The following is a 22,915-nucleotide window of genomic DNA, read 5'->3' on the forward strand; positions in this document are numbered from 1 at the left end:
CGTTACTCCATTACTGCTCGACGTCGTCATCTTCCGCTTGATTACCTTCATTGGATTGCACATACCCACCACCCGGCCCCACGCGCACATTGCGCGCCGGCACAACCGTGGAGATGGCGTGCTTGTAAACCATCTGACTCACGGTGTTGCGCAGCAGGACCACAAATTGGTCGAACGACTCGATGGTGCCCTGCAGCTTGATGCCGTTGACCAGATACACAGAGACCGGCACTCGCTCGCGCCGCAGCGCATTCAGGAATGGGTCCTGCAAAGATTGCCCCTTAGCCATCGAAAAATCCTCTTCATTCTTGTTCTTATTGTCCCGGTCGACACCTGCCATCCCCAGCCGGCCCCGGAAACGGGATGTTACACGCCTGAAGCCTGCTGCACAGTGGGACGATGAGCGAGGAAGCCGACAAGTGCGTCGTCCAATTGATGCCGATCACGCTCCGGGTCGAACCAACGTGCGTCGAGCTCGCCACGCAGCCAGGTGAGCTGCCGTTTGGCCAGTTGCCGGGTCGCCTGGATCGCCTTGTCGCGGAACTCGGCCAGGCTGCCGGCACCCTCCAGATACGCCCACGCCTGGCGATAGCCGACCGCGCGGACCGCGGGCAGGTCCAGCGGCGCAGCCACGGCGCGCATCTGCGGCAACTCCCGCAATCGCGTCACCTCGGCGAGAAAATCCTGCGCCAGCATCGCGTCCAGCCGCTGCGCGATGCGTGCGTGCAGTACCGCCCTATCTTGCGGCGCCAGCACGATTTTCAAGACCCGCAACGGCAGGCGCGGTCCCGGCGCCAGCGCCTGCCAGTCGCTGATCGGCCGCCCGCTGAGGCGGTACACCTCCAGCGCACGCTGGATGCGCTGCGGGTCGGTGGCATGGATACGCGCGGCAGCGATCGGGTCGACCTGCGCCAGTTCCGCGTGCAATCCGGCCCAGCCCACCTGCCCGGCCTCGGCGGCGATGGCGGCGCGCACCGCCGGGTCGGCTTCGGGCAACTGCGACAGCCCTTCGAGCACGGCACGGAAGTACAGCCCGGTGCCGCCGGCCAGGATCGGCAACTTGCCGCGCGCGACGATGTCGTCGATCGCCTTGCGTGCATCGTCGGCGAACTCCGCGGCCGAATAGATCTGCCAGGGGTCGCGCAGGTCGAGCAGATGATGCGGCACCGCTGCGCGCATCGCGGCATCGGGCTTGGCTGCGCCGATCTCCAGCCCACGGTAAACCAGGGCCGAATCGACGCTGACGATCTCGCCGTTCCAGCGTTGCGCCGCCTCCAGCGCCAGCGCGGTCTTACCGCTGGCGGTGGGGCCCATCAAGGCGATCGCAAGCGGGCGTCGGTCGGCGGGCATCAGTCCTCGTCCGGCCAGCGAATGGTCGGCGCGGCCGGCGTGTTGACCCGCGGGGTCGGAATCGCCGCCACCGCGGTCCAGACCTTCAACGCATCCACGGTCGCTGCCACATCGTGCACACGCAACAGCAGTGCGCCATGCTGCGCGGCGATCAAATGCGCGGCAACCGAACCGTGCACCCGTTCGGCGGCAATCTCGCGCCCGGTCACTTCACCGATGCTGCGTTTGCGCGACAACCCCGCCAATACCGGCAAACCGAATTCCTGCAGGCGCTGCAGTTGCGCAAGCAAGGTCAGGTTATGCGTGGTGTTCTTGTCGAAGCCAAAGCCCGGGTCGAGGATCAACCGGCGCTTGTCGATGCCAGCCATCTCGGCGGCGAAAATGCGCTCGGCCAGGAAACGATGCACCTCGGCCACCACGTCGTCGTACTGGGGCGCATCCTGCATGGCGTGCGGTGCGCTGCGTGCGTGCATCAGCACGACCGGCACGCCCAGGTCGGATGCTGCGTCCAGTGCGCCGGGCGAACGCAACGCGTAGACATCGTTGATCATGCCGGCACCGGCCGCGACCGCCGCGCGCATCACCTCCGGCTTGAAGGTGTCCACGCTGATCGGCACGCCGGTCTGCTGCACCAGCGCCTCAATCACCGGGATCACACGCTGCAATTCGTCTTCCAACGAAACCGCCGTGGCACCGGGACGGGTGGATTCGCCGCCGATGTCGAGCACCGCAGCGCCCTGCTCCACCAGCCGCAGTGCGTGTGCGATCGCCGCTTCGCAGGTCGCGTGCTGGCCGCCATCGGAGAACGAGTCCGGGGTGACGTTGACGATCCCCATCACCTGCGGCGCGTCCAGTCGCAAGCTGCGACCAGCGCAATCCAGCTTGAGCGCGGTATCGAACATCGGTGGTTTCTCCTGAAGCGGATGAAAGAATGATTGACCGAGCGGGTTGGTGCCCACGCAAGCGATTGCCAATCGATTGGGTTGCGCGCAGAACCTCGCTATCGAATACAGCGGCTGCGCAAACCCGGGGAACGACCGGAGCAAGCGGATGCTGCCTGTTGCCACGACACCGCGCATTGTCGCGCAGCCCGTCGCGTGTCGCATCCGGTGCGTTGAGGATTCAATGCCATATCCGACAGCGGACTGCTGCACCGGCGGCGTCCGGCGACTCGACACAACAACACGTCGCCGATGGCATCAACCCGTCGCCGATGGCATCCGACGACACCACACACACCACGCTCATCGCTCGCCACCGGCAGATCGATCACCTCGTCGACGCTGCGCAACGCAACGGGGCCAGGAATCGCTTCCTGGCCCCGCCGGATCATCTGCAATCGCCAATCGTCGGCTTAGATCTGCTCGGCCGGTCCTGCGATCGGCGGCAACGGACGCGGGCTTCCCTTGTCGTTGTTGTTGCCACCGTCCTTGTCGGACTTGCCCCAACCTGCCGGCGGCGGCGGCTCGCGGCCTTCCATGATCGCGTCGATCTGCGGCACGTCGATGGTTTCGTACTGCAGCAGCAACTGCGACATCGCATGCAGCTTGTCGAGATTGTCGGTGAGGATGGTCTTGGTCTTGCTGTAGGCCTTGTCCAGGATCGAACGCACCACCTCGTCGATCTTGCGCGCGGTTTCATCCGAGACGTTCTTATGCTGGGTCACCGAACGGCCCAGGAACACCTCGTCCTCTTCCTCGCCATAGGCAACCGGGCCGAGCTCGTCGGACAGGCCCCACTTGGTGACCATGTTGCGCGCCATCTTGGTGGCACGCTCGATGTCGTTGGACGCACCGGTGGTGACCTTGTCGCCGCCGAAGATCAATTCTTCGGCAACGCGGCCGCCATACAGCGAGCACAGCTGCGATTCGATCGCGACACGATTCATCGAGTAGCGGTCGCCTTCCGGCAGGTACATGGTCACACCCAACGCGCGACCGCGCGGAATGATGGTGACCTTGTAGACCGGGTCGTGCTCGGGCACCAGGCGACCGACAATGGCATGGCCGGCCTCGTGATACGCGGTCAGCGTCTTTTCGTCCTCGCTCATGGCCATCGAACGACGTTCGGCGCCCATCAGGATCTTGTCGCGTGCACGGTCGAAGTGATCCATACGGACTTCCTTCTCGCTGCCGCGCGCCGCAAACAACGCGGCTTCGTTACACAGATTGGCCAGATCGGCACCGGAGAAACCCGGCGTGCCGCGTGCGATGACCATCGGCACCACGTCGTCGGCAAGCGGCAGCTTGCGCATATGCACGCGCAGGATCTGCTCGCGACCCTTGACGTCCGGCAGCCCGACCACAACCTGGCGGTCGAAACGGCCCGGACGCAGCAGCGCCGGGTCCAGCACGTCGGGACGGTTGGTGGCTGCGATCACGATCACGCCTTCGCCGCCTTCGAAACCGTCCATCTCGACCAGCAACTGGTTCAGGGTCTGCTCGCGCTCGTCATGCCCGCCGCCGAGACCGGCACCGCGATGACGGCCCACCGCATCGATTTCGTCGATGAAGATGATGCACGGCGCATGCTTCTTGGCCTGCTCGAACATGTCGCGCACGCGGCTTGCACCGACGCCGACGAACATTTCGACGAAGTCCGAACCGGAGATGCTGAAAAACGGCACCTTGGCTTCGCCGGCGATCGCCTTGGCGAGCAGGGTCTTGCCGGTACCCGGCGGGCCGACCATCAGCACGCCGCGCGGGATCTTGCCGCCCAGCTTGGTGAACTTGGTCGGGTCGCGCAGGAAGTCGACCAGCTCGCTGACTTCTTCCTTGGCCTCGTCGCAACCGGCAACGTCGGCGAAGGTGATCTTGACCTGGTCCTCGCCCTGCAGCTTGGCGCGCGACTTGCCGAAGCTCATCGCCCCCTTGGCACCGCCGCCACCGCCCTGCATCTGGCGCATGATGAACAGCCAGAAGCCGATGATCAGGATGACCGGCAGGAAGTTGAGCACCAGCGACCAGAAGCCCGGCCCGGTGGACGGCTTCTGGCGGGTCATTTCGATGTTCTTGCTGTACAGCACGTCGACCAGCTTGTCGTCGCGCGGGCCGTAGACGGTAGCTTCGCTGCCGTCGGTGCGCTTGAAGCGGATCGCATTGACCGCGAGGTTGGTCTCATCGGTGTAATCCACCGATTTGACGCGCCCGGAGTCCACTTCTTTCAGAAACTGGGTATAGGTGATCGAGTCGGCACCGACGCCACCCGCCATCCGCGGCGAGAAGCTCTGGAAGACGACCATCAGCACAACCGCGACGACCACCCACAGCAGCAGATTCTTGGTCAAGTCGTTCATCCTCATTGGCTCCGGTGCCCTCTACTCTTTAATTCTTGAAACACGGTGGTCATTGGCAGCTTACTTGATCTGGACACGCTTGCCCTGACCGAGCGCATAAACTTCCGGGGAGCGCTTGCGCGAGGCCGCCGGCTTGCGAATCGTCACCTTCTCATAGCGGCGGCGAAGCTCACGAATGTAGTCGTCGGACCCGACACCCTGGAACAGCTTGATCAAAAACGCCCCACCCGGCTTGAGGTGAGTGTCGGCAAATTCCATCGCCAGTTCCGCCAGGTGCATCATCCGCGGTTGGTCGACCGCATCCATGCCACTCTTATTGGGGGCCATATCGGACAGCACAAGGTCCACCGGCACATCGCCCAACATCGCTTCGAATTCCGATAGGACCGCTTGTTCCCTGAAGTCGCCGTGAAGGAAGTCCACGCCCGCCAGGGCCGGCATGTCCAGGATATCCAGCGCCAGCACGCGCCCGCTGTCGCCCATGGACTTGCGCACCTGCTGCGACCAGCCGCCCGGCGCGGCCCCCAGGTCGACCACCACCATGCCCGGTTTGAGCAGGCGATCGCGCTGCAGCAGCTCTTCCAGCTTGTAGGCTGCGCGCGAGCGCATGCCTTCGGCCTGGGCCTTCTTCACGTAAGGGTCGGCGAAGTGTTCCTTGAGCCAGCGCTGGCTGCTTTTACTACGGGAAGGCATTGGCGACGGGGGTCGGAACGGGCCGCCATGATACCCTGAACACCCTTTGCTGCCTTTCGATCCTGCATGTCCATTGTTCTCACCTCCGCCCAGACCCGTTTCCTGCGCGGCCAGGCCCACGATCTCAAGGCGCTGCTGCAAACCGGCGGCAAAGGGGTCACGCCGGCATTTCTGGCCGAACTCGAGGAAGTGCTCGAGCGCCACGAATTGATCAAGGTGAAGGTGGCCTCCGAGGATCGTGAGACCCGCGATGCGCTGATCGCCGAACTGGTCGGACAGACCGGCAGCGCCCTGGTGCAGCGGATCGGCCACGTCGCCATCCTGTACCGCCCCAGCAAGGAAAAGCGCCAGATCGTGCTGCCGCGCGGCTGACCCACCGAGTCCGTTATGCCTTTAAGCCAGGAACACCCCGACTACACCTATGCGCTGCGCGCGGCCGATGGCCGCCATGCCAAGGTCAACGACCAGATCCTGCAACAGAGCTTCATCCTGATGCCGGATGAACTGGTGGAACGCTGGCCGGTGCAGGATCTGGACCACCTGCAGGCAAGCCACATGGACGCGGTGCTGGCGCTGGCGCCAGCGGTCATCCTGCTGGGCACCGGCGAGCGCCAGCGCTTTCCGAACGCACAAGTGCTTGCCGCCTGCCTGACCCGTGGCATCGGCCTGGAAGCGATGACCAACGCCGCTGCCGCGCGGACCTATAACGTGCTGGCCAGCGAAGGCCGCCGGGTGGCGCTGGCAATGATTCTGCAAGGCTGAATCGGGAATCGGGAATCGGGAAAGCAGGCTGGACTGAAGTTTCGCTGTCAAGCGAAAATTGACCAAGCCTCAGATGCCCTGCTCATGCAAGGCATCATCCGCCACCGATCGATAAAGCCGCGGCCCAAGGCTGTTGCGATTCCCTATTCCCTATTCCCGAATCACTTCTTAGGCAGATACAACAGCGGATCGACCGGCTTGCCGTTGTAGCGGATCTCGAAGTGCAGCATGTCGCGGGCGGCGCCGCTGCGGCCCATTTCGGCGATCTGCTGACCGGCCTTGACGCTCTGGCCCTCGTTGAGCAGGCGCTTGCGGTTGTGGCCGTACGCCGACAACCACTGGTCGTTGTGCTTGATGATGATCAGCTCGCCATAGCCGACCAGGCCGGCACCGGAGTACACCACCACACCATCGGCGGCCGCGCGCACGGCCTGGCCGCTGGCGCCGGCGATATCCACACCCTGCTTGGTGGTTTCTCCGCTCACGAAGGTACCGACCACCACGCCATCGGCGGGCCAGCGCCAGGAGAAGCCGCTGCTGACCGGGGCGGCGACCGGCGCTGCCGGACGCGGCGGCACCACCGTGCCGGCGCCGGCCACCGGTGCGCTGGCTCCCGGCTTGCCCGCACCGGGCGGATACAGCTTCAAGGTCTGGCCGGGATAGATGGTGTTGGGCGAAGAAAGGCCGTTCCACGCCGCCAGGTCAGGCGCGGTGATATTGGTGCGACGCGAGATCGCATACAGGGTATCGCCGCGCTGCACGGTCACCGTCACGCCGGGGCGTGGCACCGACGGTCGTGGCGCTGCGGTGGTCGGCCGTGACGACGAGCCGCCACTGGCGCCAGGCGAACGCACCACGGTGGCACTGCTGCAGGCGGTCAGCCCGATCGCCACCAGGAGCACGACTGCTGTCTTGCGTACCGAATTCATCTGCGTCTTGCTCATCCGTTCGTTGTCTTCCACACCAGCCAGCCTGCGCCCGCCGCGAGCACCGCCATCGCGACCCAGCCCAGCGGTTCGATCCAGCGATGCAGCGCCGCTTCGGCCCGTGCGCCACCGAGGCGGATCGCACCGGCGACCAGATACACGCGCTTGCCGCGGCCGACCAGCATGCTGGCGATGAAGGGCAGGATCGGCACGCCGACCACGCCCGAGGCCCAGGTAAAGATCTTCAACGGAATCGGGGTGAAGCCCACCAGCACCAGCGCCCAGAAGGCCTTCCACGGCGAATCGGCGACCAGCGTGCGCAGGGTTTCGATCTGCGCCTGGATCTTCGCGCTCCAGCCCAGCCACTCGATCAGCGGCTGCAATGCGGCAAAGGCGAAATGGCCCAGCAGATAGCCGACCAGCGCGCCGCAGACCGAGCCGATCAGGCTCAAGGTGGCGAACCACAGCGAACGCCTGGGTTCGGCCAGCGACATCGGCGCCAGCATCACTTCCGGCGGCACCGGAAAGATGAAGCCCTCCACGAAGCTGAGGCCGGTCAGCAGCGCTGGTGCGCGGCGGTGGCGTGACCAACGGATGGCCACGTCGTACAACGGCCCGAAAATCTTCATCGAGGAACTCTCATGGGATCAATCCAGCATGCCCGACAACAGCGGGACGAACGTGACCGGCGCCAGAACCTGCTGCTCGATCTCGCCATCGGCAGCGCGGGTGAGCTGCACCAGCGACTGCGAGGAGGCGCCACCGACCGGGGCGACCAGGCGCCCGCCGACCGCCAGTTGATCGACCAGCGCATCCACCAGGGCCGGAGCAGCGGCGGTGACCACGATGGCATCGTAGGGGCCGTGCTCGGGCCAGCCGATGCGGCCATCGTCGTGCTTGCTGCGCACGTTCATGCCCAGATGGCGGAAGCGCTTGCGCGCCTGTCGCAGCAGGTCGCCGATGCGCTCGACGGTGTAGACCTCCAGGCCCAGCGCGGCCAGGATCGCGCCCTGGTAGCCGGAGCCGGTGCCCACTTCCAGCACCTTGGTCGGGCCGACCTGCAGCACTGCCTCGGTCATACGCGCGACCACCCACGGCTGCGAGATGGTCTGGCCGTGGCCGATCGGCAATGCAGTGTCTTCATAGGCGCGCGAGGCCAGCGCTTCATCGATGAACAGATGACGCGGGACGGTGCGCATGGCATTGAGGGTGGCTTCGTCCTGGATGCCGGCCTCGCGCAGGCGCTCGACCAGACGGTCGCGCACGCGCTGCGAGGTCATGCCGATGCCGACCGACTCCGGTTGCAGCATGCGCAGCCTCGGTGTCATGCCGGGCCGTCCAGCGCAGCGGTCAGCCCGCCTACCCAGCCGGCCACCGTCTCCAGCGCCTGGTAGCGGGTGAGATCGACATGGATCGGCGTGATCGAGATATGCCCGGTGCGCACGGCATGGAAATCGGTGCCGGCGCCGGCGTCCTGCTCCGGACCGGCCGGGCCGATCCAGTACACGGTGCGGCCGCGCGGGTCCTGCTGCGGCACGCAGGGCTCGGAGCGATGCCGGTTGCCCAGCCGGGTGACTTCGAAACCGAGCACATCCGACCACGCCAGATCGGGCACGTTGACGTTGAGGATGGTGTCGGCCGGCAGTGGGTCGGCCTTGAGCCGCGCGACGATTTCCACTGCGGCGCGCGCGGCGGTCTCGTAGTGATCCGCTTGGTGATTGTGCGTGACCAGCGACACCGCGACCGCGGGCAGGCCGAGGAAGCGGCCTTCCATCGCGGCAGACACGGTGCCGGAATAGATCACGTCGTCGCCGAGATTGGCTGAATTATTGATGCCGGAAACCACGATGTCGGGGTCGTAATCCAGCATGCCGGTGAGCGCCAGATGCACGCAGTCGGTGGGTGTACCGGCCACCGCGCAGGTCTGCGCGTCGATGCGGCGGGTGCGGATCGGCACATCCAGCGTCAGCGAATTGCTGGCGCCGGAGCGGTCGCGATCGGGCGCGACCACCATCACTTCATGACCGGCGTGCCGCAACGCCTCGGCCAGGATCTGGATGCCGGGGGCGTCGACACCGTCGTCGTTGCTAACCAGTACGCGCATGAGACTCCTCGGAAAACCCGGCCATGATACCGGATGCGTCCATGCGCTTGCCGCTTGATCTTCGCGCGTGTCTGGGGTTGGAGCGGTTACGCTGTACCGATGTCACACCCTGAAGACGAAGACGACGGCGCGCTGTTCCGCGCGGCGATCGGCACGGTCAAGCCGATCCGCGAAGTCGCGCCACCGGCCAATGCCAAGCCGCGCCCGAAGCCGCGCGCGCGCATGGCCGAGCGCGACGAGGCGCAAGCGCATACCGAATTTGCACGATTGCTGCGTGACAGCGCGCCGCTGGAAGCCGGCGACACGGCCAGCTATCGCCGCGAGAATCTTCCCACCCGTCTGTTCCAACGCCTCAAGCGCGGGCAGTTTTCGGTGCAGGACGAACTGGACCTGCATGGCGCCACCGCAGCGCAGGCCGAAGCGTTGCTGCGGCAATTCCTGCTGGAGGCGCATGCGCACGAACATGGCTGCGTGCGCATCATCCACGGCAAGGGCCTGCAGTCGGACAACGGCGCGCCAGTCCTGAAGAACCTGATGGACCGCCTGCTGCGCCAGCGCAACGATGTGCTGGCATTTCATTCGGCACCGCCGACCCAGGGCGGTACCGGTGCGTTACTGGTGTTGTTGGCGCGGCGGTAGTGGCGATGCATGGGGCAGGCGCTGGCGACCCTGCCGTCTGGCAGGCAGAGATCGTGCCAAGACGAGTTGCGATCCATGCGCATGCAGCCCTGACGCCTGCTTTGCGACGCCCATCTTCGTTCCCCGGCGTTCGCTGCGCAGGTCGTCGTGCTTCGCAGGCAACGGTGCCTGTGTGCGTCTGGCAGGCTGTCGGCAGCGCGGGTCGCGGCCGGGCCCGCTGCTGCGAGAACGCACACGGCTGTTGTGCGTGCGGGATTTGACGACTTGCCTGAGGACGCTCAGTCGTCGGCGCGCGTGGTTGCCGCGGCACGACCGGCATCGCTGACATCGCCGAGTTCCCACAGCACTGCAGTGGCGTAGCAGCCTGGCGGCAGAGCGAATTCCACCTGCAACGCCCGCCCGTCCAGCCAGCGGTATTCCAGATCCTGCGGACGCAGACGCAACGCGCGGCGCTCCTGTTTCAGTCCGGCCGCTTCCAGCCCCTGGCGCAACACCTCCGATTGCCGATCCGATAACGCGCCCTGCTCCACCGCCGCGGCCTGATCGGTACAACGCAGCTCGCCCGCGCCCCACAGCGGGCCACTGGGGTGGATGTCGAAGCGCGCCAGCCGCTCGGCCAGCACCTCGCTCCAGGGTTCGGGGCCGAACACGCTGCGCGAGCCATCCAGCATCCACGCCTCGCCATCCAGCGCCGCATCCCAGCTGCCCTGCTCCACGCGCGCGGTCAACACGCGATTGAACAGCGCCGAGCGCGCCGCAGACAGCAGGATCGAGCGCTGATCGTTGCGCAGACGCCGCTTCGGCGCCGGCACCAAGGTGCCGTCGGCCTCCTGCAGATAACCGAACATCGCCAACGCAGAAGCCACGTTGCCACCATCGCGCCCGAAGCGCTGTTCGCCGAACCAGTTCGGAATCCCGCGTGCGGCGATCGACTGCAAGCGTTGCTCGATGGCGTCGCGCTCGCCCTGCACCTGACGCAAGGTCAGCACGAAGCGATTGCCCAGCAGCGCGCCGCGCTGCAGCTTGCGGTTATGCCAGGTGCTGTGGACCACCTGCATCTGCGCATCGTCGAGCGTGGCGAGGTCCGGCGCGATGCGCTTGGGCAGGTGCACGCTGAAACGTTGCGTGGTCACTGCATGACGATCCTTCAGCCCGGCATAACCGACGCCCATCTCCGCGATGCCCGCCCACTGCGCAAGCTGTCTGGCGATATGGGCGGTGTTCTGGCCGCGCTTGCGAATGGTGAGCAACAGGTGCTCGCCTTCGCCGGACGGCTCGAACGACGGCAGTTCGTCGACCTGGAAATCTTCCGGCGTGCTGCGCATTGCCGCGCCAAGGACCGCAGCGCCGTGCGCGCGTGGCAGGAGGAACGTCTCGCTCATGGTGTGGTTTGCCTCGCGCCGACGCATCGTGCGCTGTGTGCCGGGAGTGCGGCGTCGAATGTGGTGGTGCGCGCCGGCGACCCGGCATGCAGAAGTGCAGTTTAGTGCAGCCGGCAAACCGGCTGTGGTGGCCGACAGACGGCCGCGACCGGCGCTGGATGCAACAGAAGCCGCTCATGCGATCGTTGCACCGGGCGCCCGCTGCGCACGTCCAACTGAAGCATGTTCGCCAGGTCTTGTTCGCGACGCCTACATAGCGATCTTGCCCAGCAGCACCGCTGCCTGCGCGGCAATGCCTTCGCCGCGACCGGTGAAGCCGAGCTTTTCGCTGGTGGTGGCCTTGACGCTGACTGCATCGAGTTCGATGCCGAGCAGCCCGGCGATGCGTTCGCGCATTGCCAGTGCATGCGGGCCAACCTTGGGCCGCTCGCAGATCACGGTGATGTCGGCATTGCCCACGCGCCAGCCGCGCTCGCGCAACAACTGATCGCAATGCTGCAGAAACTGCGCGCTGTCGGCGTCCTTCCAGCGCGCGTCGGACGGCGGAAAGTGCTGGCCGATATCGCCCAGCGCCAACCCACCCAGCATCGCATCGCACAGCGCGTGCAACACCACGTCGCCATCGCTATGCGCGAGCACGCCCTGGCTATGCGCGACGCGCACGCCGCCGAGCATCACGTGGTCGCCATCGCCGAACGCATGCACGTCGTAGCCCTGGCCGATTCGGAAATTGAAGGACATGGAAAACCTGTGGTGATTTAAGAGGCGTCGTTGCCGTCGTCGCCGTCGTTGGCAACGACAGCCAGCCCGGCATCGCCGCGCGCGGATGGCGCAGCCTCATAGGTGGGCGCAGCGGCGGGGTCGGCGTCGACCGCAACGCCGCGGCGTACAAGTTCGAACTCGAAGCGCGCCAGATCCGCCGGCGTGGTGACCTTGAAGTTGTCCTCGGCGCCCTCCACCAGCAACGGACGCAGCCCGAGCCGCTCCATCGCCATGGCCTCGTCGGTGACGTCGACGCCGGCAGCCGATGCTTCATTGAGACCACGGATCAGCTGATGACGCCGAAACAGCTGCGGTGTCAGCGCACGCCACAAGCGCTCGCGAGGCTCGGTGCCGTCGATACCGCCATCGTCGCCGGCACGCTTGAGGGTGTCGCGCACCGGTGCGGCCAGGATCGCACCGACCGGGTCGCCGCGACCGATTTCCAGCAGCCGGTCCAGATCTGCCAGCGCCAGATTCGGGCGCGCGGCATCGTGCACCAGCACAAAGTCGTCGGCCCGCACGCTCTCCGGCAGGGCCAGCAAGCCCGCCAGCACCGACGCTGCGCGCGTGGCACCGCCCACGCAGGTCACTACGGGCTTGGACTGCACCGACGTCCAGCCCGGCCAGTCGGCATCGCCCGGTGCAATCGCCACCAGGATGCCGGCGACCGCCGGATGCGCAGCTAGCGCTGCCAACGTGTAGGCCATCAGCGGTTGTCCCGCTGCCGGCAGATATTGCTTGGGAAGCGCAGCACCAAACCGCGTGCCGCGCCCTGCGGCCGGCACGATGGCCCAGATCGAGCCGGTCATGGATGCGGTTCCGTTGCGGATGCAGGATCGGACGTAGCCGGCACAGGTGTCGCTTCGGGCGTTGCGGCAGGCAGTGGCGGTGCGTCCTCGACCACGCGATAGAACGTCTCGCCCGGTTTGATCATGCCCAGCTCGCTGCGTGCGCGCTCTTCGATTGCCTCCTCGCCGTCCTTCAAATCCTTCACCTCTGCTGCCAACGCCTGGTTGCGTTGGCGCAGACCTTCGTTGTCCTGTGTCTGATGCGCGACCTGGGCTTCCAGCATCATCACTTCACCGGAATTCCCAGGCCCGAACCAGAAGCGGTACTGCAGCCAAGCCAGCAGCACCGCCAGCACCAGCAGTAGCCAGCGCCAGTTGCGCACGGCTTATCGCTTGATCGAAACGAACGCGTCGCGGCCGGCGTAACGCGCGCCGGAGCCCAACGCCTGCTCGATGCGCAGCAGCTGGTTGTACTTGGCCACACGATCGCTGCGGCACAGCGAGCCGGTCTTGATCTGGGTGGCGGTGGTGGCCACGGCGATATCGGCGATGGTGGTGTCTTCGGTTTCGCCCGAACGGTGCGAGACGATGGACGCGTAATTGGCCGCATGCGCCATGGCGATCGCTTCCAACGTCTCGGTCAGCGTGCCGATCTGGTTGACCTTGATCAGGATCGCGTTGGCGGTGCCCGAGTCGATGCCCTGCTTGAAGATCTTCGGATTGGTGACGAACAGATCGTCGCCAACCAGCTGCACCTTCTTGCCGACGCGGTCGGTGAGCAGCTTCCAGCCGGCCCAATCGTCTTCGGCCAGGCCGTCTTCGATGCTGATGATCGGGTACTGCGCGACCCAGTCGGCCAGGAAGTCGACGAACTGCTCGCTGGTCAGGCGCTTGTTCTCGCCCACCAGGTTGTACTTGCCGTTGTCGTAGAACTCGCTGGAGGCCACGTCCAGACCCAGCAGGATGTCTTCGCCGGCCGTGTAACCGGCCTTGCCGATCGCTTCGAGAATGGTGTCCAGCGCTTCGACGTTGCTGCGGAAGTCCGGCGCAAAGCCGCCTTCGTCACCCACTGCCGTGCTCAGGCCGTGGCCCTTGAGCACCGACTTGAGCGAATGGAAGATTTCGGTGCCGGCGCGCAGCGCTTCGGAGAACGAGCTGCAGCCGACCGGCAACACCATGAACTCCTGGAAGTCGACGTTGTTGTCGGCATGCGCGCCGCCGTTGATGATGTTCATCATCGGCACCGGCAGCGCCACGTCCGATTCGGTGATGGTGGACAGGTACTGCCACAGCGGCTGTTTGCGCGAGGCGGCAACCGCGTGCGCGGCGGCCAGCGACACACCCAGCAACGCATTGGCGCCCAGGCGGCCCTTGTTCTCGGTGCCGTCCAGGTCGATCAGGCGACGGTCCAGGCCCTGCTGGTCGGCCGCATCGAAATCCTTGAGCGTCTCGGCGATGGTGCCGTTGACGTTGTCCACCGCATGGCGCACGCCCTTGCCCATGTAACGGGTCTTGTCGCCGTCGCGCAACTCCACCGCTTCCTTGGTGCCGGTCGAGGCGCCCGAGGGTACGGCGGCGCGGCCGAATGAGCCGTCTGCCAGCGTGACTTCGGCCTCCAGCGTGGGATTGCCGCGGGAATCGAGGATTTCGCGGGCGAGGATCTTGGCGATAGTGGTCATAGGTCGATCGGTTACCAGTAAGGGGGAAGTACACCGGAAACAAGCTGCCGGATTATCGCTGTACACCGCGCCATTGCCAAATCGCACGGGCCCGATGCGCGCCTGACCGGCAAGACCCTGCAGCTAGGCCCTCGGGCCCGGCAGCGAAGCGCAAAACAGCAGTAGCAGGAGCAGCAGCAGCGCCAAGCCCGTGGTGGCAGCGCCTGGCTGGCGACGCAGCGAGAACGCGACCGGGCTGGCGACAAGACCGCCCAACGTCAGCAACGCGCCTGTCAGCAACGTCACGAGCATCGGCGTGCGCGTAGCCTGCATCGCATGGTTGCCGTCGCCCGGCATGCCGATGCTGGTAGTCACCAGGAAGGCCATGACGGCCAGACAGGCCCATGCAGCGAGCGACAGGCCCAGCGCCATCCAGCCCCAGGGCCAGCGCCGCCAGTGCCGGCGTTGGCGACGCGATGCCGCCAACGCCCACGGATCGGAACTCATGCGAAGCGCGCGAACCCGTGCTTCTTGGTCACTGCATCCAGCTCCATCAGCGTTTCCAGCAGCTCCTCCATGCGATCGAGCGGCCACGCATTGGGACCATCGGACAGCGCCTTGGACGGATCCGGATGGGTTTCGGCGAACAGGCCGGAAATACCCACGGCCACGGCCGCGCGCGCCAGCACCGGCACGAACTCGCGCTGGCCGCCGGAGCTGCTGCCCTGCCCGCCCGGCAACTGCACCGAATGGGTCGCGTCAAACACCACCGGGCAGCCGGTATCGCGCATAACGCTGAGCGAACGCATGTCGCTGACCAGATTGTTGTAGCCGAACGAAGCGCCACGTTCGCAGACCATGATCTGCTCGTTGCCGGTCGACTTGGCCTTGTCCACCACCGGCTTCATGTCCCACGGCGCCAGGAACTGGCCCTTCTTGATGTTCACCGGCTTGCCGGCGGCGCAGACGTTCTTGATGAAGTCGGTCTGCCGCACCAGGAAGGCCGGGGTCTGCAGCACGTCGACGACGGCGGCGACCTCGTTCATCGGGGTGTATTCGTGCACGTCGGTGAGCACCGGCACGCCAATCTGCTGCTTCACCGCAGCCAGTACCTTCAGGCCTTCTTCCAGGCCGGGGCCGCGGAAGCTGGTGCCCGAGGTGCGATTGGCCTTGTCGAAGCTCGACTTGAAGATGAAGTTGATCCCCAGCTTGCCGGTGATCTCCTTGAGCTTGCCGGCCACGTCGAGCTGCAGCTGCATCGACTCGATCACGCAGGGGCCTGCAATCAGGAACAACGGCTGGTCGAGGCCGACTTCAAAGTCACACAGTTTCATCAGGTCACCTATTGAGTGAAGCCCCTCTCCCGTCGGAAGAGGGGTTGGGACGAGGGGAAGGTTTGAAAGCGCTTAATAAGCCCAGATGGTTTGCCCTGGCTGGCGCGTGGCGGCGCGTTCATCATGGCCTCAATCTTTCAGTGTGTTGCGGCGGCCCTCATCCGCCCCTACGGGGCACCTTCTCCCAGTGGGAGAAGGGAATTAACCACCCGTTTTTTGATCTTAGCCCCTATCCGATCGGGAGAGGGGCTGGGGGTGGGTCAAGGTTTGCAAGCGCTTATAAGGCCAGATGGTTTGCCCTGGCTGGCGCGTGGCGACGCGTTCATCATGGCTTCAATCTTTCAGCGTGTTGCGGCGCCTTTCATCCGCCCCTTCAGGACACCTTCTCCCGATGGGAGAAGGAACTCACGCACGCGCTTCCTTGAGCAACTTGCCGCCAGCCTTCTTCTCGCGCGCAGCGCGCACGAAGCCAATGAACAACGGGTGCCCGTCGCGCGGGGTGGACAGGAACTCCGGATGTGCCTGGCAGGCCAGGAACCACGGGTGCGCATCGCGCCGCAGCTCCACCACTTCCACCAGCGTGTCGTCCATCGACTTGCCGGAAATCACCAGCCCGGCGTCTTCCAGCTGGGTGCGGTAGCGGTTGTTGAACTCGTAGCGGTGACGGTGCCGTTCGGCGACCACGTCCTTGCCGTACACCTCGCGCGCCAGCGTGCCCGGCTTCAGCCGCTGCTCCTGCAGACCCAGGCGCATGGTGCCGCCCAGGTCGGATTTTTCGTCGCGCTTTTCGACTTCGCCGGTGGCGGTGCGCCATTCGGTGATCAGCCCGATCACCGGGTGTGGCGACTGGCGATCGTTCTCGGTGCTGTTGGCTGCGTCCAGGTCGGCCACGTGGCGGGCATAGTCCACCACCGCCGCCTGCATGCCGTAGCAGATGCCGAAATACGGCACCTTGTGCTCGCGCGCGTATTTGGAGGTCAGCACCTTGCCTTCGAAACCGCGATCGCCGAAGCCACCAGGCACCAGGATGCCGTCGATATCCTGCAGCGCCGCCATGTCGCTGCCTTCCAGGTCCTGGGCTTCCAGCCACTTCAGGTTGACCTTGGTGCGCTGGCGCAGGCCGCCGTGGCGCAACGCCTCGGCCACCGACTTGTAGGCGTCCTGGTGATCGACGTACTTGCCGACCACCGCAATGGTGACTTCGTCCAGCGGATGCTTGACCGCATCCACCACCGCCGCCCATTCGGACAGATCGGCCGCGGCGACCTTGTCGCGCAGCTTGAACTGGTCGATGACCAGCTCGTCCAACCCCTGACGCAGCAATTCCAGCGGCATGCCGTAAAGCACGTCGATATCCGGGCAGCTGATCACTGCGCGCTCGGACACATTGGTGAACAGGGCGATCTTGCGGCGCTCCGAATCCGGCACCGCCTGCTCGGACCGGCACAACAGCACGTCCGGCTGGATACCGATCGAGCGCAGTTCCTTGACCGAATGCTGGGTCGGCTTGGTCTTCAACTCACCGGCCGCCGCGATATATGGCACCAGGGTGAGGTGCATGAACATCGCCTTTTCCGCGCCACGCTCGGTGCGCACCTGGCGGATCGCCTCCAGGAACGGCAGCGATTCGATATCGCCGACGGTGCCGCCGATCTCGATCAACGCCACGTCGAAGCCGGCCGTGGCCTCGTCGATGCAGCGGCGGATCTCGTCGGTGATGTGCGGGATCACCTGTACGGTGGCGCCCAGATAATCGCCGCGGCGCTCCTTGCGTATCACGTTCTCATAGATCCGGCCGGTGGTGACCGAGTTCTTGCGCGACAGCCGCGTGCGCACGTAGCGCTCGTAGTGACCCAGGTCCAGGTCGGTCTCGGCGCCGTCGTCGGTGACGTAGACCTCGCCATGCTGGAACGGGCTCATCGTGCCCGGGTCCACATTGATGTACGGGTCCAGCTTCATCATCGTGACCTTCAGGCCACGCGCTTCCAGAATGGAGGCAAGCGAAGCGGCGGCAATGCCCTTGCCTAGCGAGGACACTACGCCGCCGGTAACAAAAATCAGGGGGGTCATGGGGCTTGAAGCCTCCCGGAAAGCCATAGTTTAGCGGGTGACGGGCGAATGCCCAAGGGCTGCGTGACGACCGGGCGGTCTCACACGGCAAATGCGCGCAACAACGCGTAAATGCAGACGCCCCGGCCGAGGCCGGGGCGTCCGTGGACCACGTAACGCTGCGCAGATGCCTCAGCGTGCGGGCTTCTCTTCTTCCTCTTCCTCACGCGGCGCGCTGTCGGCCTTGGGCTTTTGCGCGGCAGCGGCAGCGCGGCGCTCGGCCTTGCGCTCGGCGTCGGTCTTGGCCTTGGCGTCGTCGCTTTTCTGGGCGGTGGCGCCCTGCCCGGCCTGCTGAGGAGCGGCCTGGGCCAACGCAGGAAGCGCGGCCACTGCGGCGGCACCGAGGGTGAGCATCAGGATGTGCTTGAACTTCATGGTGTCCTCCGGTTTCGGTGACATCCTCAGGTGGGGACGTTTGGTTCCGAATCCAACGCCAGGGTATCCAGCCGCACCCCGCCCTGCACTGAACGCCTGTCGCGTGCAAAAAATCGGTTCTGCCCCCACACTTGCGCGTCGTTTCACGTGCCGACGAGATGCATGAACACCCGTTATAACGCCGCCGATATTGAAGTGCTGTCGGGCCTGGACCCGGTCAAACGCCGCCCTGGCATGTACACCGACACTGCGCGCCCGAACCATCTGGCGCAGGAAGTGATCGACAACTCGGTCGACGAGGCGCTGGCAGGCCACGCCAAGCAGGTCGAAGTCACCTTATACAAGGATGGCAGCTGCGAGGTGTCAGACGACGGTCGCGGCATGCCGGTGGACCTGCACCCGGAAGAAAAGATTCCCGGTGTGGAACTGATCCTGACCCGGCTGCATGCCGGCGGCAAGTTCAACAACCGCAATTACACCTTCTCCGGCGGCTTGCACGGCGTGGGCGTGAGCGTGGTCAACGCGCTGTCGACCAAGGTCGAGCTGTTCATCAAGCGCGAGGGTAGCGAGCACCGCATGGAGTTCCGCGACGGGATCGCCGCCTCCAAGCTGGAGGTCGTCGGCACTGTCGGCAAGAAGAACACCGGTACGCGGCTACGCTTCTGGGCCGACCCCAAGTATTTCGACACGCCCAAGTTCAACGTGCGTGCGCTGCGCCATCTGCTGCGCGCCAAGGCGGTGCTGTGTCCCGGCCTGACGGTCAAGCTGCACGACGAAGCGACCGGTGAGCAGGACAGCTGGTACTTCGAGAATGGCTTGCGCGATTACCTGAAAGGCGAAATGGCCGAGCACGAGATGCTGCCGGCCGACCTGTTCGCAGGCAGCCTGAAGAAGGACACCGAGATCGTCGACTGGGCCGCGGCCTGGGTGCCCGAAGGCGAGCTGGTGCAGGAAAGCTACGTCAACCTGATCCCGACCGCCCAGCACGGCACCCACGTCAACGGCCTGCGCTCTGGCCTGACCGATGCGCTGCGCGAGTTCTGCGACTTCCGCAACCTGCTGCCGCGCGGCGTCAAGCTGGCGCCGGAAGACGTGTGGGACCGGGTCACCTTCGTGCTCAGCCTGAAGATGACCGACCCGCAGTTTTCCGGGCAGACCAAGGAGCGGCTGTCCTCGCGCCAGGCCGCCGGCTTCATCGAAGGTGCCGCACACGATGCCTTCAGCCTGTATCTCAATCAGAACGTAGACATCGGCGAGAAGATCGCGCAGATCGCCATCGACCGTGCCAGCGCGCGGTTGAAGACCGAAAAGCAGATCGTCCGCAAGAAGGTCACCCAGGGCCCGGCCCTGCCCGGCAAGCTGGCCGACTGCATCAGCCAGGATCTGTCGCGTACCGAATTGTTCCTGGTCGAGGGCGACTCGGCCGGCGGCTCGGCCAAGCAGGCGCGCGACAAGGACTTCCAGGCGATCCTGCCGTTGCGCGGCAAGATCCTCAACACCTGGGAAGTGGCATCGGGCAGCGTGCTGGCCTCCGAGGAAGTGCATAACCTGGCGATCGCGATCGGCTGCGACCCGGGCAAGGACGACATCACCGGGCTGCGTTACGGCAAGGTGGTGATCCTGGCCGATGCGGACTCCGACGGCCTGCATATCGCCACCTTGCTGACCGCACTGTTCCTGCAGCATTTCCCGGCGCTGGTCGCGGCCGGCCACGTGTTCGTGGCAATGCCGCCGCTGTTCCGCGTGGACGTGGGCAAGCAGGTGTTCTACGCACTGGACGAAGAAGAAAAGACCACGCTGCTGGACAAGATTGCGCGCGAGAAGATGAAGGGCCAGATCAGCGTGACCCGCTTCAAGGGCCTGGGCGAGATGAACCCGCAGCAGCTGCGCGAATCGACCATCCACCCGGACACGCGCCGGCTGGTGCAGCTGACCATCGACGACGGCGAACAGACCCGCTCGCTGATGGACATGCTGCTGGCGAAAAAGCGCGCGGGCGACCGCAAGCAATGGCTGGAATCCAAGGGCGACCTGGCGTCGTTGGAAGTCTGAAGCCCGGCAAACATGCCCTCACTCAGCACAGAGAGGGCGTTGTGGGCGCGCTTGCCAATGAAGCGCGCCGCCAAGCGGCCTCGCCACACGCCCGGTTACCAGGCAACGCAGGCAGGCCGATGACGGTACGGCGATGGATCACCGCCATCCACCGGCAGCGATCCATCTGCCTGGACCGCCACGCAGCACCTTGCCGGCATCCGTCTCCGATGAAGTGCGGACCTGGCGCTCCGTCAGCGCACCCCGGGCAACACCTGGGTCGCACCGGTCACCAGTGAGCAGGCGTGGTCCTGCACTTCCTCGCCGCTGGCACGGTTACCGCTGTGCGCATCCTGCCGCGTTGCCAGCACGATGAATCCAGGTCGCCCGTCCTGCAGTTGCGCGCCGGCCACCACCAGCGAGTAATCGCGCAAGCTGGCATCGGCAGGCAGCGTGGCTGCGAGCAGGCGAACCGGATCCTGGTCCAGCGCCTCGCCTTGCAGCGTCCTGGCCAGATACGCATGGCCCAGCAACGGCTCGGCCAAAGCGCGCCACTCCGGGCCGATCCCGGTGCGCTGACGCTGCAGTACTGCGTACACGTCCGGACGCAGGCAATCGATATGGATATGCAGCTGCTCCTGCGAGCGCCCGTGCGGCGAGTTCAACGCAAGGCTCACGTATTGCCTGGGCAGCGGACGCTGCAACGCCTGTGCCACGAAGCTGCGCGCGTCCCAGGCACTGGCGAAATAATTCGGCGCATCGGCGCGTAGCAACGCAGGGTCTTCGATTCCACTGACCCGCACACTGGGCACCAACAGGTATTGGAAGCTGCCGTGACGGTCTTTCAACACCACCGCCTGACGCGCCGGATCCGACCACACCGCAACGCAATCGGGTGGCCGCGACGCCTCTGCCAAACAGCGGGTGGAGACGATGCGCCATAACGCATCCGGGTCGCTGGCATGGTGTACCGGCGCAGGTGGCGTCACCGCACAGCCGGCCACCGACAGCACCACGGCGCAGGCAGAGCGAACGACACAAGGCCTCATCTGCAGCTCGATCATCAGGGCGCGCCATGATAGCGAGCGGTGCGGCATCGGTCAGCGCGACAGCCATGCCTTTTTGCACATCCACCGCGCGGGGCCGCGGCCTAGCATCAGCGTTCTTCCGTTCGAATGCCGATTGCCCATGCCCTCCTTGCTCCATACCGGCCTGCTGGCCTACCTGCTGCTCGGCGTCCCGGTCTTCGCCGCCGCGCAGGACGGCAAGACCGATTCCAAGCCCGACGCCAAGGCCGATGCCGTTGCGACCAAACCCGCGCCGTTGCCGGCCGATACCAGCGTGCGGCAAACCACGCGCCTGGCCGGACGCACGCTGAGTTACACCGCCAGCGTCGGCACGCTGCCGGTGCGCGATGCGCAGGGCAAGACCACTGGCGAAGTGGTGTTCACCGCCTACACCGTGGACGGCAAGGACCGCCCGGTCACCTTTGCCTTGAACGGCGGACCAGGTGCGGCGTCGGTCTATCTGAACATGGGCGCGATCGGGCCGAAGGTGGTCGGGTTCGGCGCCGAAGGCGACAGCGCGTCCGCGCCGGCGACCTTGCGCGACAATCCGGGCACCTGGCTGGACTTCACGGACCTGGTGTTCATCGACCCGGTCGGCACCGGCTTCAGCCGCGCGCTCATCGGCGAGGACGAAGCCAAGAAGCAGTTCTATAACCCGCAGGCCGACGTGGAATATCTCTCGCGCGTGATCTACGACTGGCTGCTGAAGAATCGCCGCCTGCAGACGCGCAAGTATCTGGTCGGCGAAAGCTATGGCGGCTTCCGCGGCCCGCGCATCACCCAGTATCTGCAGACCCGGCTCGGGGTTGCGATGAACGGCGTGGTGCTGGTCTCGCCGTTCCTCAACCCGACCCTGGACGACAACAGCGACGTCTCGCCGCTGGCGTGGATGCTGACCTTGCCGTCGATCGCCGCCGCGCACCTGGAGCGCCAGGGCCAGCTCAGCGACAGCGCGATGCGCCAGGTGATCGACTACACCCGCGGCGACTATGCGGTGGCGCTGATGAAAGGCCGCACCGACCCGCAGGCCACCGAGGCGATGCTGCAGCAGGTCACACGCATGACCGGGCTGGATCCGGCCTATGTACGCCGCTCCGGTGGACGCCTGGAAACCCAGGCCTACCTGCGCGAGGTGTTTCGCGACAAGGGCGAGCTGGGCAGCCGCTACGACGCCAACGTGACCGCCTTCGACCCCTTCCCCAACGATCCCACGCAGCGCGCCAGCGACCCGCTGCTGGACAGCATCATCGCGCCCACCACCACCGCGATGGTGGACTTCGTCACCCGGATCGTCGGCTGGAAGGTCGATGCCCGCTATCAGGCGATCAATTACGAGGTCAACTCGGCGTGGGACTGGGGCGACGAACTACGCAAGGGCGCGGTGACGCAGCTGCGCCAATCGGTGGCGATCGACCCCAAGCTGCGCGTGCTGATCGCGCACGGCTGGAACGATCTCTCCTGCCCGTTCATGGGCTCGGTGCTCACCGTGGATCAGATGCCGGCGATGGGCGACCCCACGCGCGTGGAGGTGCGCGAGTATCCCGGTGGCCACATGTTCTACAACCGCGCCGACAGCCAGGCCGCCTTCCGTCGCGACGTCAAGGCGATGTACGAAACGCGCTGAGCGCAGGCAACGCCGG

At 65.6% G+C, this 22,915-nt stretch carries 24 protein-coding genes; 5 read left to right on the forward strand and 19 right to left on the reverse strand.

What is annotated here, in order from left to right; all coding sequences use genetic code 11:
- Window positions 1–10 precede the first annotated feature (10 nt).
- From hfq to rlmE, 5 genes are all read right to left on the reverse strand, one after another.
- Complete coding sequence (gene hfq, locus FHY19_RS08625; protein WP_005915027.1) at window positions 11–289, reverse strand: RNA chaperone Hfq; 279 nt, start codon at window positions 287–289, stop codon at window positions 11–13.
- A 77-nt stretch (window positions 290–366) separates the two neighbouring features.
- Window positions 367–1,350: a tRNA (adenosine(37)-N6)-dimethylallyltransferase MiaA gene (miaA, locus tag FHY19_RS08630; protein ID WP_259164730.1), complete on the reverse strand. Its 984-nt coding sequence runs from the start codon at window positions 1,348–1,350 to the stop codon at window positions 367–369.
- A complete protein-coding gene (folP, locus tag FHY19_RS08635; RefSeq protein WP_259164737.1) occupies window positions 1,350–2,252 on the reverse strand; it encodes a dihydropteroate synthase in 903 nt (300 codons plus the stop codon). Before folP ends, miaA begins: the two co-directional genes overlap by 1 nt.
- Before the next feature lie 452 nt (window positions 2,253–2,704).
- The gene (gene ftsH, locus FHY19_RS08640) at window positions 2,705–4,645 is read right to left on the reverse strand and encodes an ATP-dependent zinc metalloprotease FtsH (RefSeq protein ID WP_259153877.1); all 1,941 of its coding nucleotides are present in this window, start codon (window positions 4,643–4,645) and stop codon (window positions 2,705–2,707) included.
- Between the two features lie 60 nt (window positions 4,646–4,705).
- A complete protein-coding gene (gene rlmE / locus FHY19_RS08645) occupies window positions 4,706–5,338 on the reverse strand; it encodes a 23S rRNA (uridine(2552)-2'-O)-methyltransferase RlmE (protein ID WP_259153876.1) in 633 nt (210 codons plus the stop codon).
- Window positions 5,339–5,404: 66 nt separating this feature from the next.
- On the opposite strand from rlmE, the gene yhbY reads away from it, so the two are divergent.
- Window positions 5,405–5,710 carry a ribosome assembly RNA-binding protein YhbY gene (gene yhbY, locus FHY19_RS08650; protein ID WP_005992396.1) on the forward strand — a complete coding sequence of 102 codons (306 nt, stop codon included), beginning with the start codon at window positions 5,405–5,407 and terminating at the stop codon, window positions 5,708–5,710.
- A 15-nt stretch (window positions 5,711–5,725) separates the two neighbouring features.
- On the forward strand, window positions 5,726–6,100 hold the full coding sequence (locus FHY19_RS08655) for an Mth938-like domain-containing protein (RefSeq protein WP_259164739.1): 375 nt from the start codon (window positions 5,726–5,728) through the stop codon (window positions 6,098–6,100).
- A 161-nt stretch (window positions 6,101–6,261) separates the two neighbouring features.
- Here FHY19_RS08655 and FHY19_RS08660 read toward each other — a convergent pair whose 3' ends face one another.
- Genes FHY19_RS08660 through surE form a run of 4 tightly spaced genes read right to left on the reverse strand, consistent with a single transcriptional unit; the run spans window position 6,262 to window position 9,130 of the window.
- The gene (locus tag FHY19_RS08660) at window positions 6,262–7,044 is read right to left on the reverse strand and encodes a peptidoglycan DD-metalloendopeptidase family protein (protein ID WP_259153870.1); all 783 of its coding nucleotides are present in this window, start codon (window positions 7,042–7,044) and stop codon (window positions 6,262–6,264) included.
- Window positions 7,041–7,655 (reverse strand): YqaA family protein, encoded by a 615-nt coding sequence (locus FHY19_RS08665; protein ID WP_259153869.1) that lies wholly within the window; start codon window positions 7,653–7,655, stop codon window positions 7,041–7,043. The genes FHY19_RS08660 and FHY19_RS08665 overlap by 4 nt, the downstream gene beginning before the upstream one ends.
- 18 nt (window positions 7,656–7,673) lie before the next feature.
- Window positions 7,674–8,354: a protein-L-isoaspartate(D-aspartate) O-methyltransferase gene (locus FHY19_RS08670; protein ID WP_259164747.1), complete on the reverse strand. Its 681-nt coding sequence runs from the start codon at window positions 8,352–8,354 to the stop codon at window positions 7,674–7,676.
- Window positions 8,351–9,130, reverse strand: a complete 780-nt coding sequence (surE, locus tag FHY19_RS08675; RefSeq protein WP_259153867.1) for a 5'/3'-nucleotidase SurE — start codon at window positions 9,128–9,130, stop codon at window positions 8,351–8,353. Before surE ends, FHY19_RS08670 begins: the two co-directional genes overlap by 4 nt.
- Window positions 9,131–9,229: 99 nt before the next feature.
- Here surE and FHY19_RS08680 point away from each other — a divergent pair, with 99 nt between their 5' ends.
- The gene (locus tag FHY19_RS08680) at window positions 9,230–9,769 is read left to right on the forward strand and encodes a Smr/MutS family protein (protein ID WP_259153865.1); all 540 of its coding nucleotides are present in this window, start codon (window positions 9,230–9,232) and stop codon (window positions 9,767–9,769) included.
- A 278-nt stretch (window positions 9,770–10,047) separates the two neighbouring features.
- On the opposite strand, the gene truD is transcribed toward FHY19_RS08680, so the two are convergent.
- From truD to FHY19_RS08725, 9 genes are all read right to left on the reverse strand, one after another.
- Window positions 10,048–11,151 (reverse strand): tRNA pseudouridine(13) synthase TruD, encoded by a 1,104-nt coding sequence (gene truD / locus FHY19_RS08685; protein ID WP_259164755.1) that lies wholly within the window; start codon window positions 11,149–11,151, stop codon window positions 10,048–10,050.
- 249 nt (window positions 11,152–11,400) lie between these two features.
- Window positions 11,401–11,892, reverse strand: coding sequence for a 2-C-methyl-D-erythritol 2,4-cyclodiphosphate synthase (ispF, locus tag FHY19_RS08690; RefSeq protein ID WP_259153862.1), 492 nt, complete (start codon window positions 11,890–11,892; stop codon window positions 11,401–11,403).
- 17 nt (window positions 11,893–11,909) lie between these two features.
- Window positions 11,910–12,722 carry a 2-C-methyl-D-erythritol 4-phosphate cytidylyltransferase gene (gene ispD / locus FHY19_RS08695; protein ID WP_259164762.1) on the reverse strand — a complete coding sequence of 271 codons (813 nt, stop codon included), beginning with the start codon at window positions 12,720–12,722 and terminating at the stop codon, window positions 11,910–11,912.
- Window positions 12,719–13,084, reverse strand: a complete 366-nt coding sequence (gene ftsB, locus FHY19_RS08700) for a cell division protein FtsB (protein ID WP_259153859.1) — start codon at window positions 13,082–13,084, stop codon at window positions 12,719–12,721. Before ftsB ends, ispD begins: the two co-directional genes overlap by 4 nt.
- Window positions 13,085–13,087: 3 nt before the next feature.
- Complete coding sequence (gene eno, locus FHY19_RS08705; protein WP_259164772.1) at window positions 13,088–14,380, reverse strand: phosphopyruvate hydratase; 1,293 nt, start codon at window positions 14,378–14,380, stop codon at window positions 13,088–13,090.
- 123 nt (window positions 14,381–14,503) lie between these two features.
- Entirely contained in the window at window positions 14,504–14,791 is a 288-nt protein-coding gene (locus FHY19_RS08710) for a hypothetical protein (RefSeq protein ID WP_326521117.1), read from the reverse strand.
- Between the two features lie 71 nt (window positions 14,792–14,862).
- Complete coding sequence (gene kdsA / locus FHY19_RS08715) at window positions 14,863–15,693, reverse strand: 3-deoxy-8-phosphooctulonate synthase (protein ID WP_055828670.1); 831 nt, start codon at window positions 15,691–15,693, stop codon at window positions 14,863–14,865.
- Between the two features lie 405 nt (window positions 15,694–16,098).
- Window positions 16,099–17,763, reverse strand: coding sequence for a CTP synthase (locus FHY19_RS08720; RefSeq protein WP_259164782.1), 1,665 nt, complete (start codon window positions 17,761–17,763; stop codon window positions 16,099–16,101).
- Between the two features lie 171 nt (window positions 17,764–17,934).
- Window positions 17,935–18,177: a hypothetical protein gene (locus tag FHY19_RS08725; RefSeq protein WP_259164785.1), complete on the reverse strand. Its 243-nt coding sequence runs from the start codon at window positions 18,175–18,177 to the stop codon at window positions 17,935–17,937.
- 162 nt (window positions 18,178–18,339) lie between these two features.
- On the opposite strand from FHY19_RS08725, the gene parE reads away from it, so the two are divergent.
- Window positions 18,340–20,229, forward strand: a complete 1,890-nt coding sequence (gene parE, locus FHY19_RS08730; RefSeq protein ID WP_259164793.1) for a DNA topoisomerase IV subunit B — start codon at window positions 18,340–18,342, stop codon at window positions 20,227–20,229.
- Between the two features lie 233 nt (window positions 20,230–20,462).
- On the opposite strand, the gene FHY19_RS08735 is transcribed toward parE, so the two are convergent.
- Window positions 20,463–21,257: a CDP-diacylglycerol diphosphatase gene (locus FHY19_RS08735; RefSeq protein ID WP_259164795.1), complete on the reverse strand. Its 795-nt coding sequence runs from the start codon at window positions 21,255–21,257 to the stop codon at window positions 20,463–20,465.
- 139 nt (window positions 21,258–21,396) lie between these two features.
- Here FHY19_RS08735 and FHY19_RS08740 point away from each other — a divergent pair, with 139 nt between their 5' ends.
- Window positions 21,397–22,899 (forward strand): S10 family peptidase, encoded by a 1,503-nt coding sequence (locus tag FHY19_RS08740; RefSeq protein WP_259164797.1) that lies wholly within the window; start codon window positions 21,397–21,399, stop codon window positions 22,897–22,899.
- Window positions 22,900–22,915 lie beyond the last annotated feature (16 nt).

Source organism: Xanthomonas sp. 4461 (assembly GCF_024806475.1).
In the GTDB taxonomy this organism is placed as follows: Bacteria; Pseudomonadota; Gammaproteobacteria; order Xanthomonadales; family Xanthomonadaceae; genus Xanthomonas; species Xanthomonas arboricola_F.

Excerpts from the sequence above, each read along its gene's own strand:
- surE (WP_259153867.1), bottom strand. The coding sequence starts at position 9,130 with ATGCGCGTACTGGTTAGCAACGACGACGGTGTCGACGCCCCCGGCATC.
- folP (WP_259164737.1), bottom strand. The coding sequence starts at position 2,252 with ATGTTCGATACCGCGCTCAAGCTGGATTGCGCTGGTCGCAGCTTGCGA.
- FHY19_RS08725 (WP_259164785.1), bottom strand. The coding sequence starts at position 18,177 with ATGAAGTTCAAGCACATCCTGATGCTCACCCTCGGTGCCGCCGCAGTG.
- kdsA (WP_055828670.1), bottom strand. The coding sequence starts at position 15,693 with ATGAAACTGTGTGACTTTGAAGTCGGCCTCGACCAGCCGTTGTTCCTG.
- truD (WP_259164755.1), bottom strand. The coding sequence starts at position 11,151 with ATGAGCGAGACGTTCCTCCTGCCACGCGCGCACGGCGCTGCGGTCCTT.
- ispD (WP_259164762.1), bottom strand. The coding sequence starts at position 12,722 with ATGACCGGCTCGATCTGGGCCATCGTGCCGGCCGCAGGGCGCGGCACG.
- FHY19_RS08735 (WP_259164795.1), bottom strand. The coding sequence starts at position 21,257 with ATGAGGCCTTGTGTCGTTCGCTCTGCCTGCGCCGTGGTGCTGTCGGTG.
- eno (WP_259164772.1), bottom strand. The coding sequence starts at position 14,380 with ATGACCACTATCGCCAAGATCCTCGCCCGCGAAATCCTCGATTCCCGC.
- FHY19_RS08740 (WP_259164797.1), top strand. The coding sequence starts at position 21,397 with ATGCCCTCCTTGCTCCATACCGGCCTGCTGGCCTACCTGCTGCTCGGC.
- ispF (WP_259153862.1), bottom strand. The coding sequence starts at position 11,892 with ATGTCCTTCAATTTCCGAATCGGCCAGGGCTACGACGTGCATGCGTTC.
- parE (WP_259164793.1), top strand. The coding sequence starts at position 18,340 with ATGAACACCCGTTATAACGCCGCCGATATTGAAGTGCTGTCGGGCCTG.
- FHY19_RS08720 (WP_259164782.1), bottom strand. The coding sequence starts at position 17,763 with ATGACCCCCCTGATTTTTGTTACCGGCGGCGTAGTGTCCTCGCTAGGC.
- yhbY (WP_005992396.1), top strand. The coding sequence starts at position 5,405 with ATGTCCATTGTTCTCACCTCCGCCCAGACCCGTTTCCTGCGCGGCCAG.
- ftsH (WP_259153877.1), bottom strand. The coding sequence starts at position 4,645 with ATGAACGACTTGACCAAGAATCTGCTGCTGTGGGTGGTCGTCGCGGTT.
- FHY19_RS08670 (WP_259164747.1), bottom strand. The coding sequence starts at position 8,354 with ATGACACCGAGGCTGCGCATGCTGCAACCGGAGTCGGTCGGCATCGGC.
- FHY19_RS08710 (WP_326521117.1), bottom strand. The coding sequence starts at position 14,791 with ATGGCGCTGGGCCTGTCGCTCGCTGCATGGGCCTGTCTGGCCGTCATG.
- FHY19_RS08660 (WP_259153870.1), bottom strand. The coding sequence starts at position 7,044 with ATGAGCAAGACGCAGATGAATTCGGTACGCAAGACAGCAGTCGTGCTC.
- miaA (WP_259164730.1), bottom strand. The coding sequence starts at position 1,350 with ATGCCCGCCGACCGACGCCCGCTTGCGATCGCCTTGATGGGCCCCACC.
- FHY19_RS08655 (WP_259164739.1), top strand. The coding sequence starts at position 5,726 with ATGCCTTTAAGCCAGGAACACCCCGACTACACCTATGCGCTGCGCGCG.
- FHY19_RS08665 (WP_259153869.1), bottom strand. The coding sequence starts at position 7,655 with ATGAAGATTTTCGGGCCGTTGTACGACGTGGCCATCCGTTGGTCACGC.
- rlmE (WP_259153876.1), bottom strand. The coding sequence starts at position 5,338 with ATGCCTTCCCGTAGTAAAAGCAGCCAGCGCTGGCTCAAGGAACACTTC.
- FHY19_RS08680 (WP_259153865.1), top strand. The coding sequence starts at position 9,230 with ATGTCACACCCTGAAGACGAAGACGACGGCGCGCTGTTCCGCGCGGCG.
- hfq (WP_005915027.1), bottom strand. The coding sequence starts at position 289 with ATGGCTAAGGGGCAATCTTTGCAGGACCCATTCCTGAATGCGCTGCGG.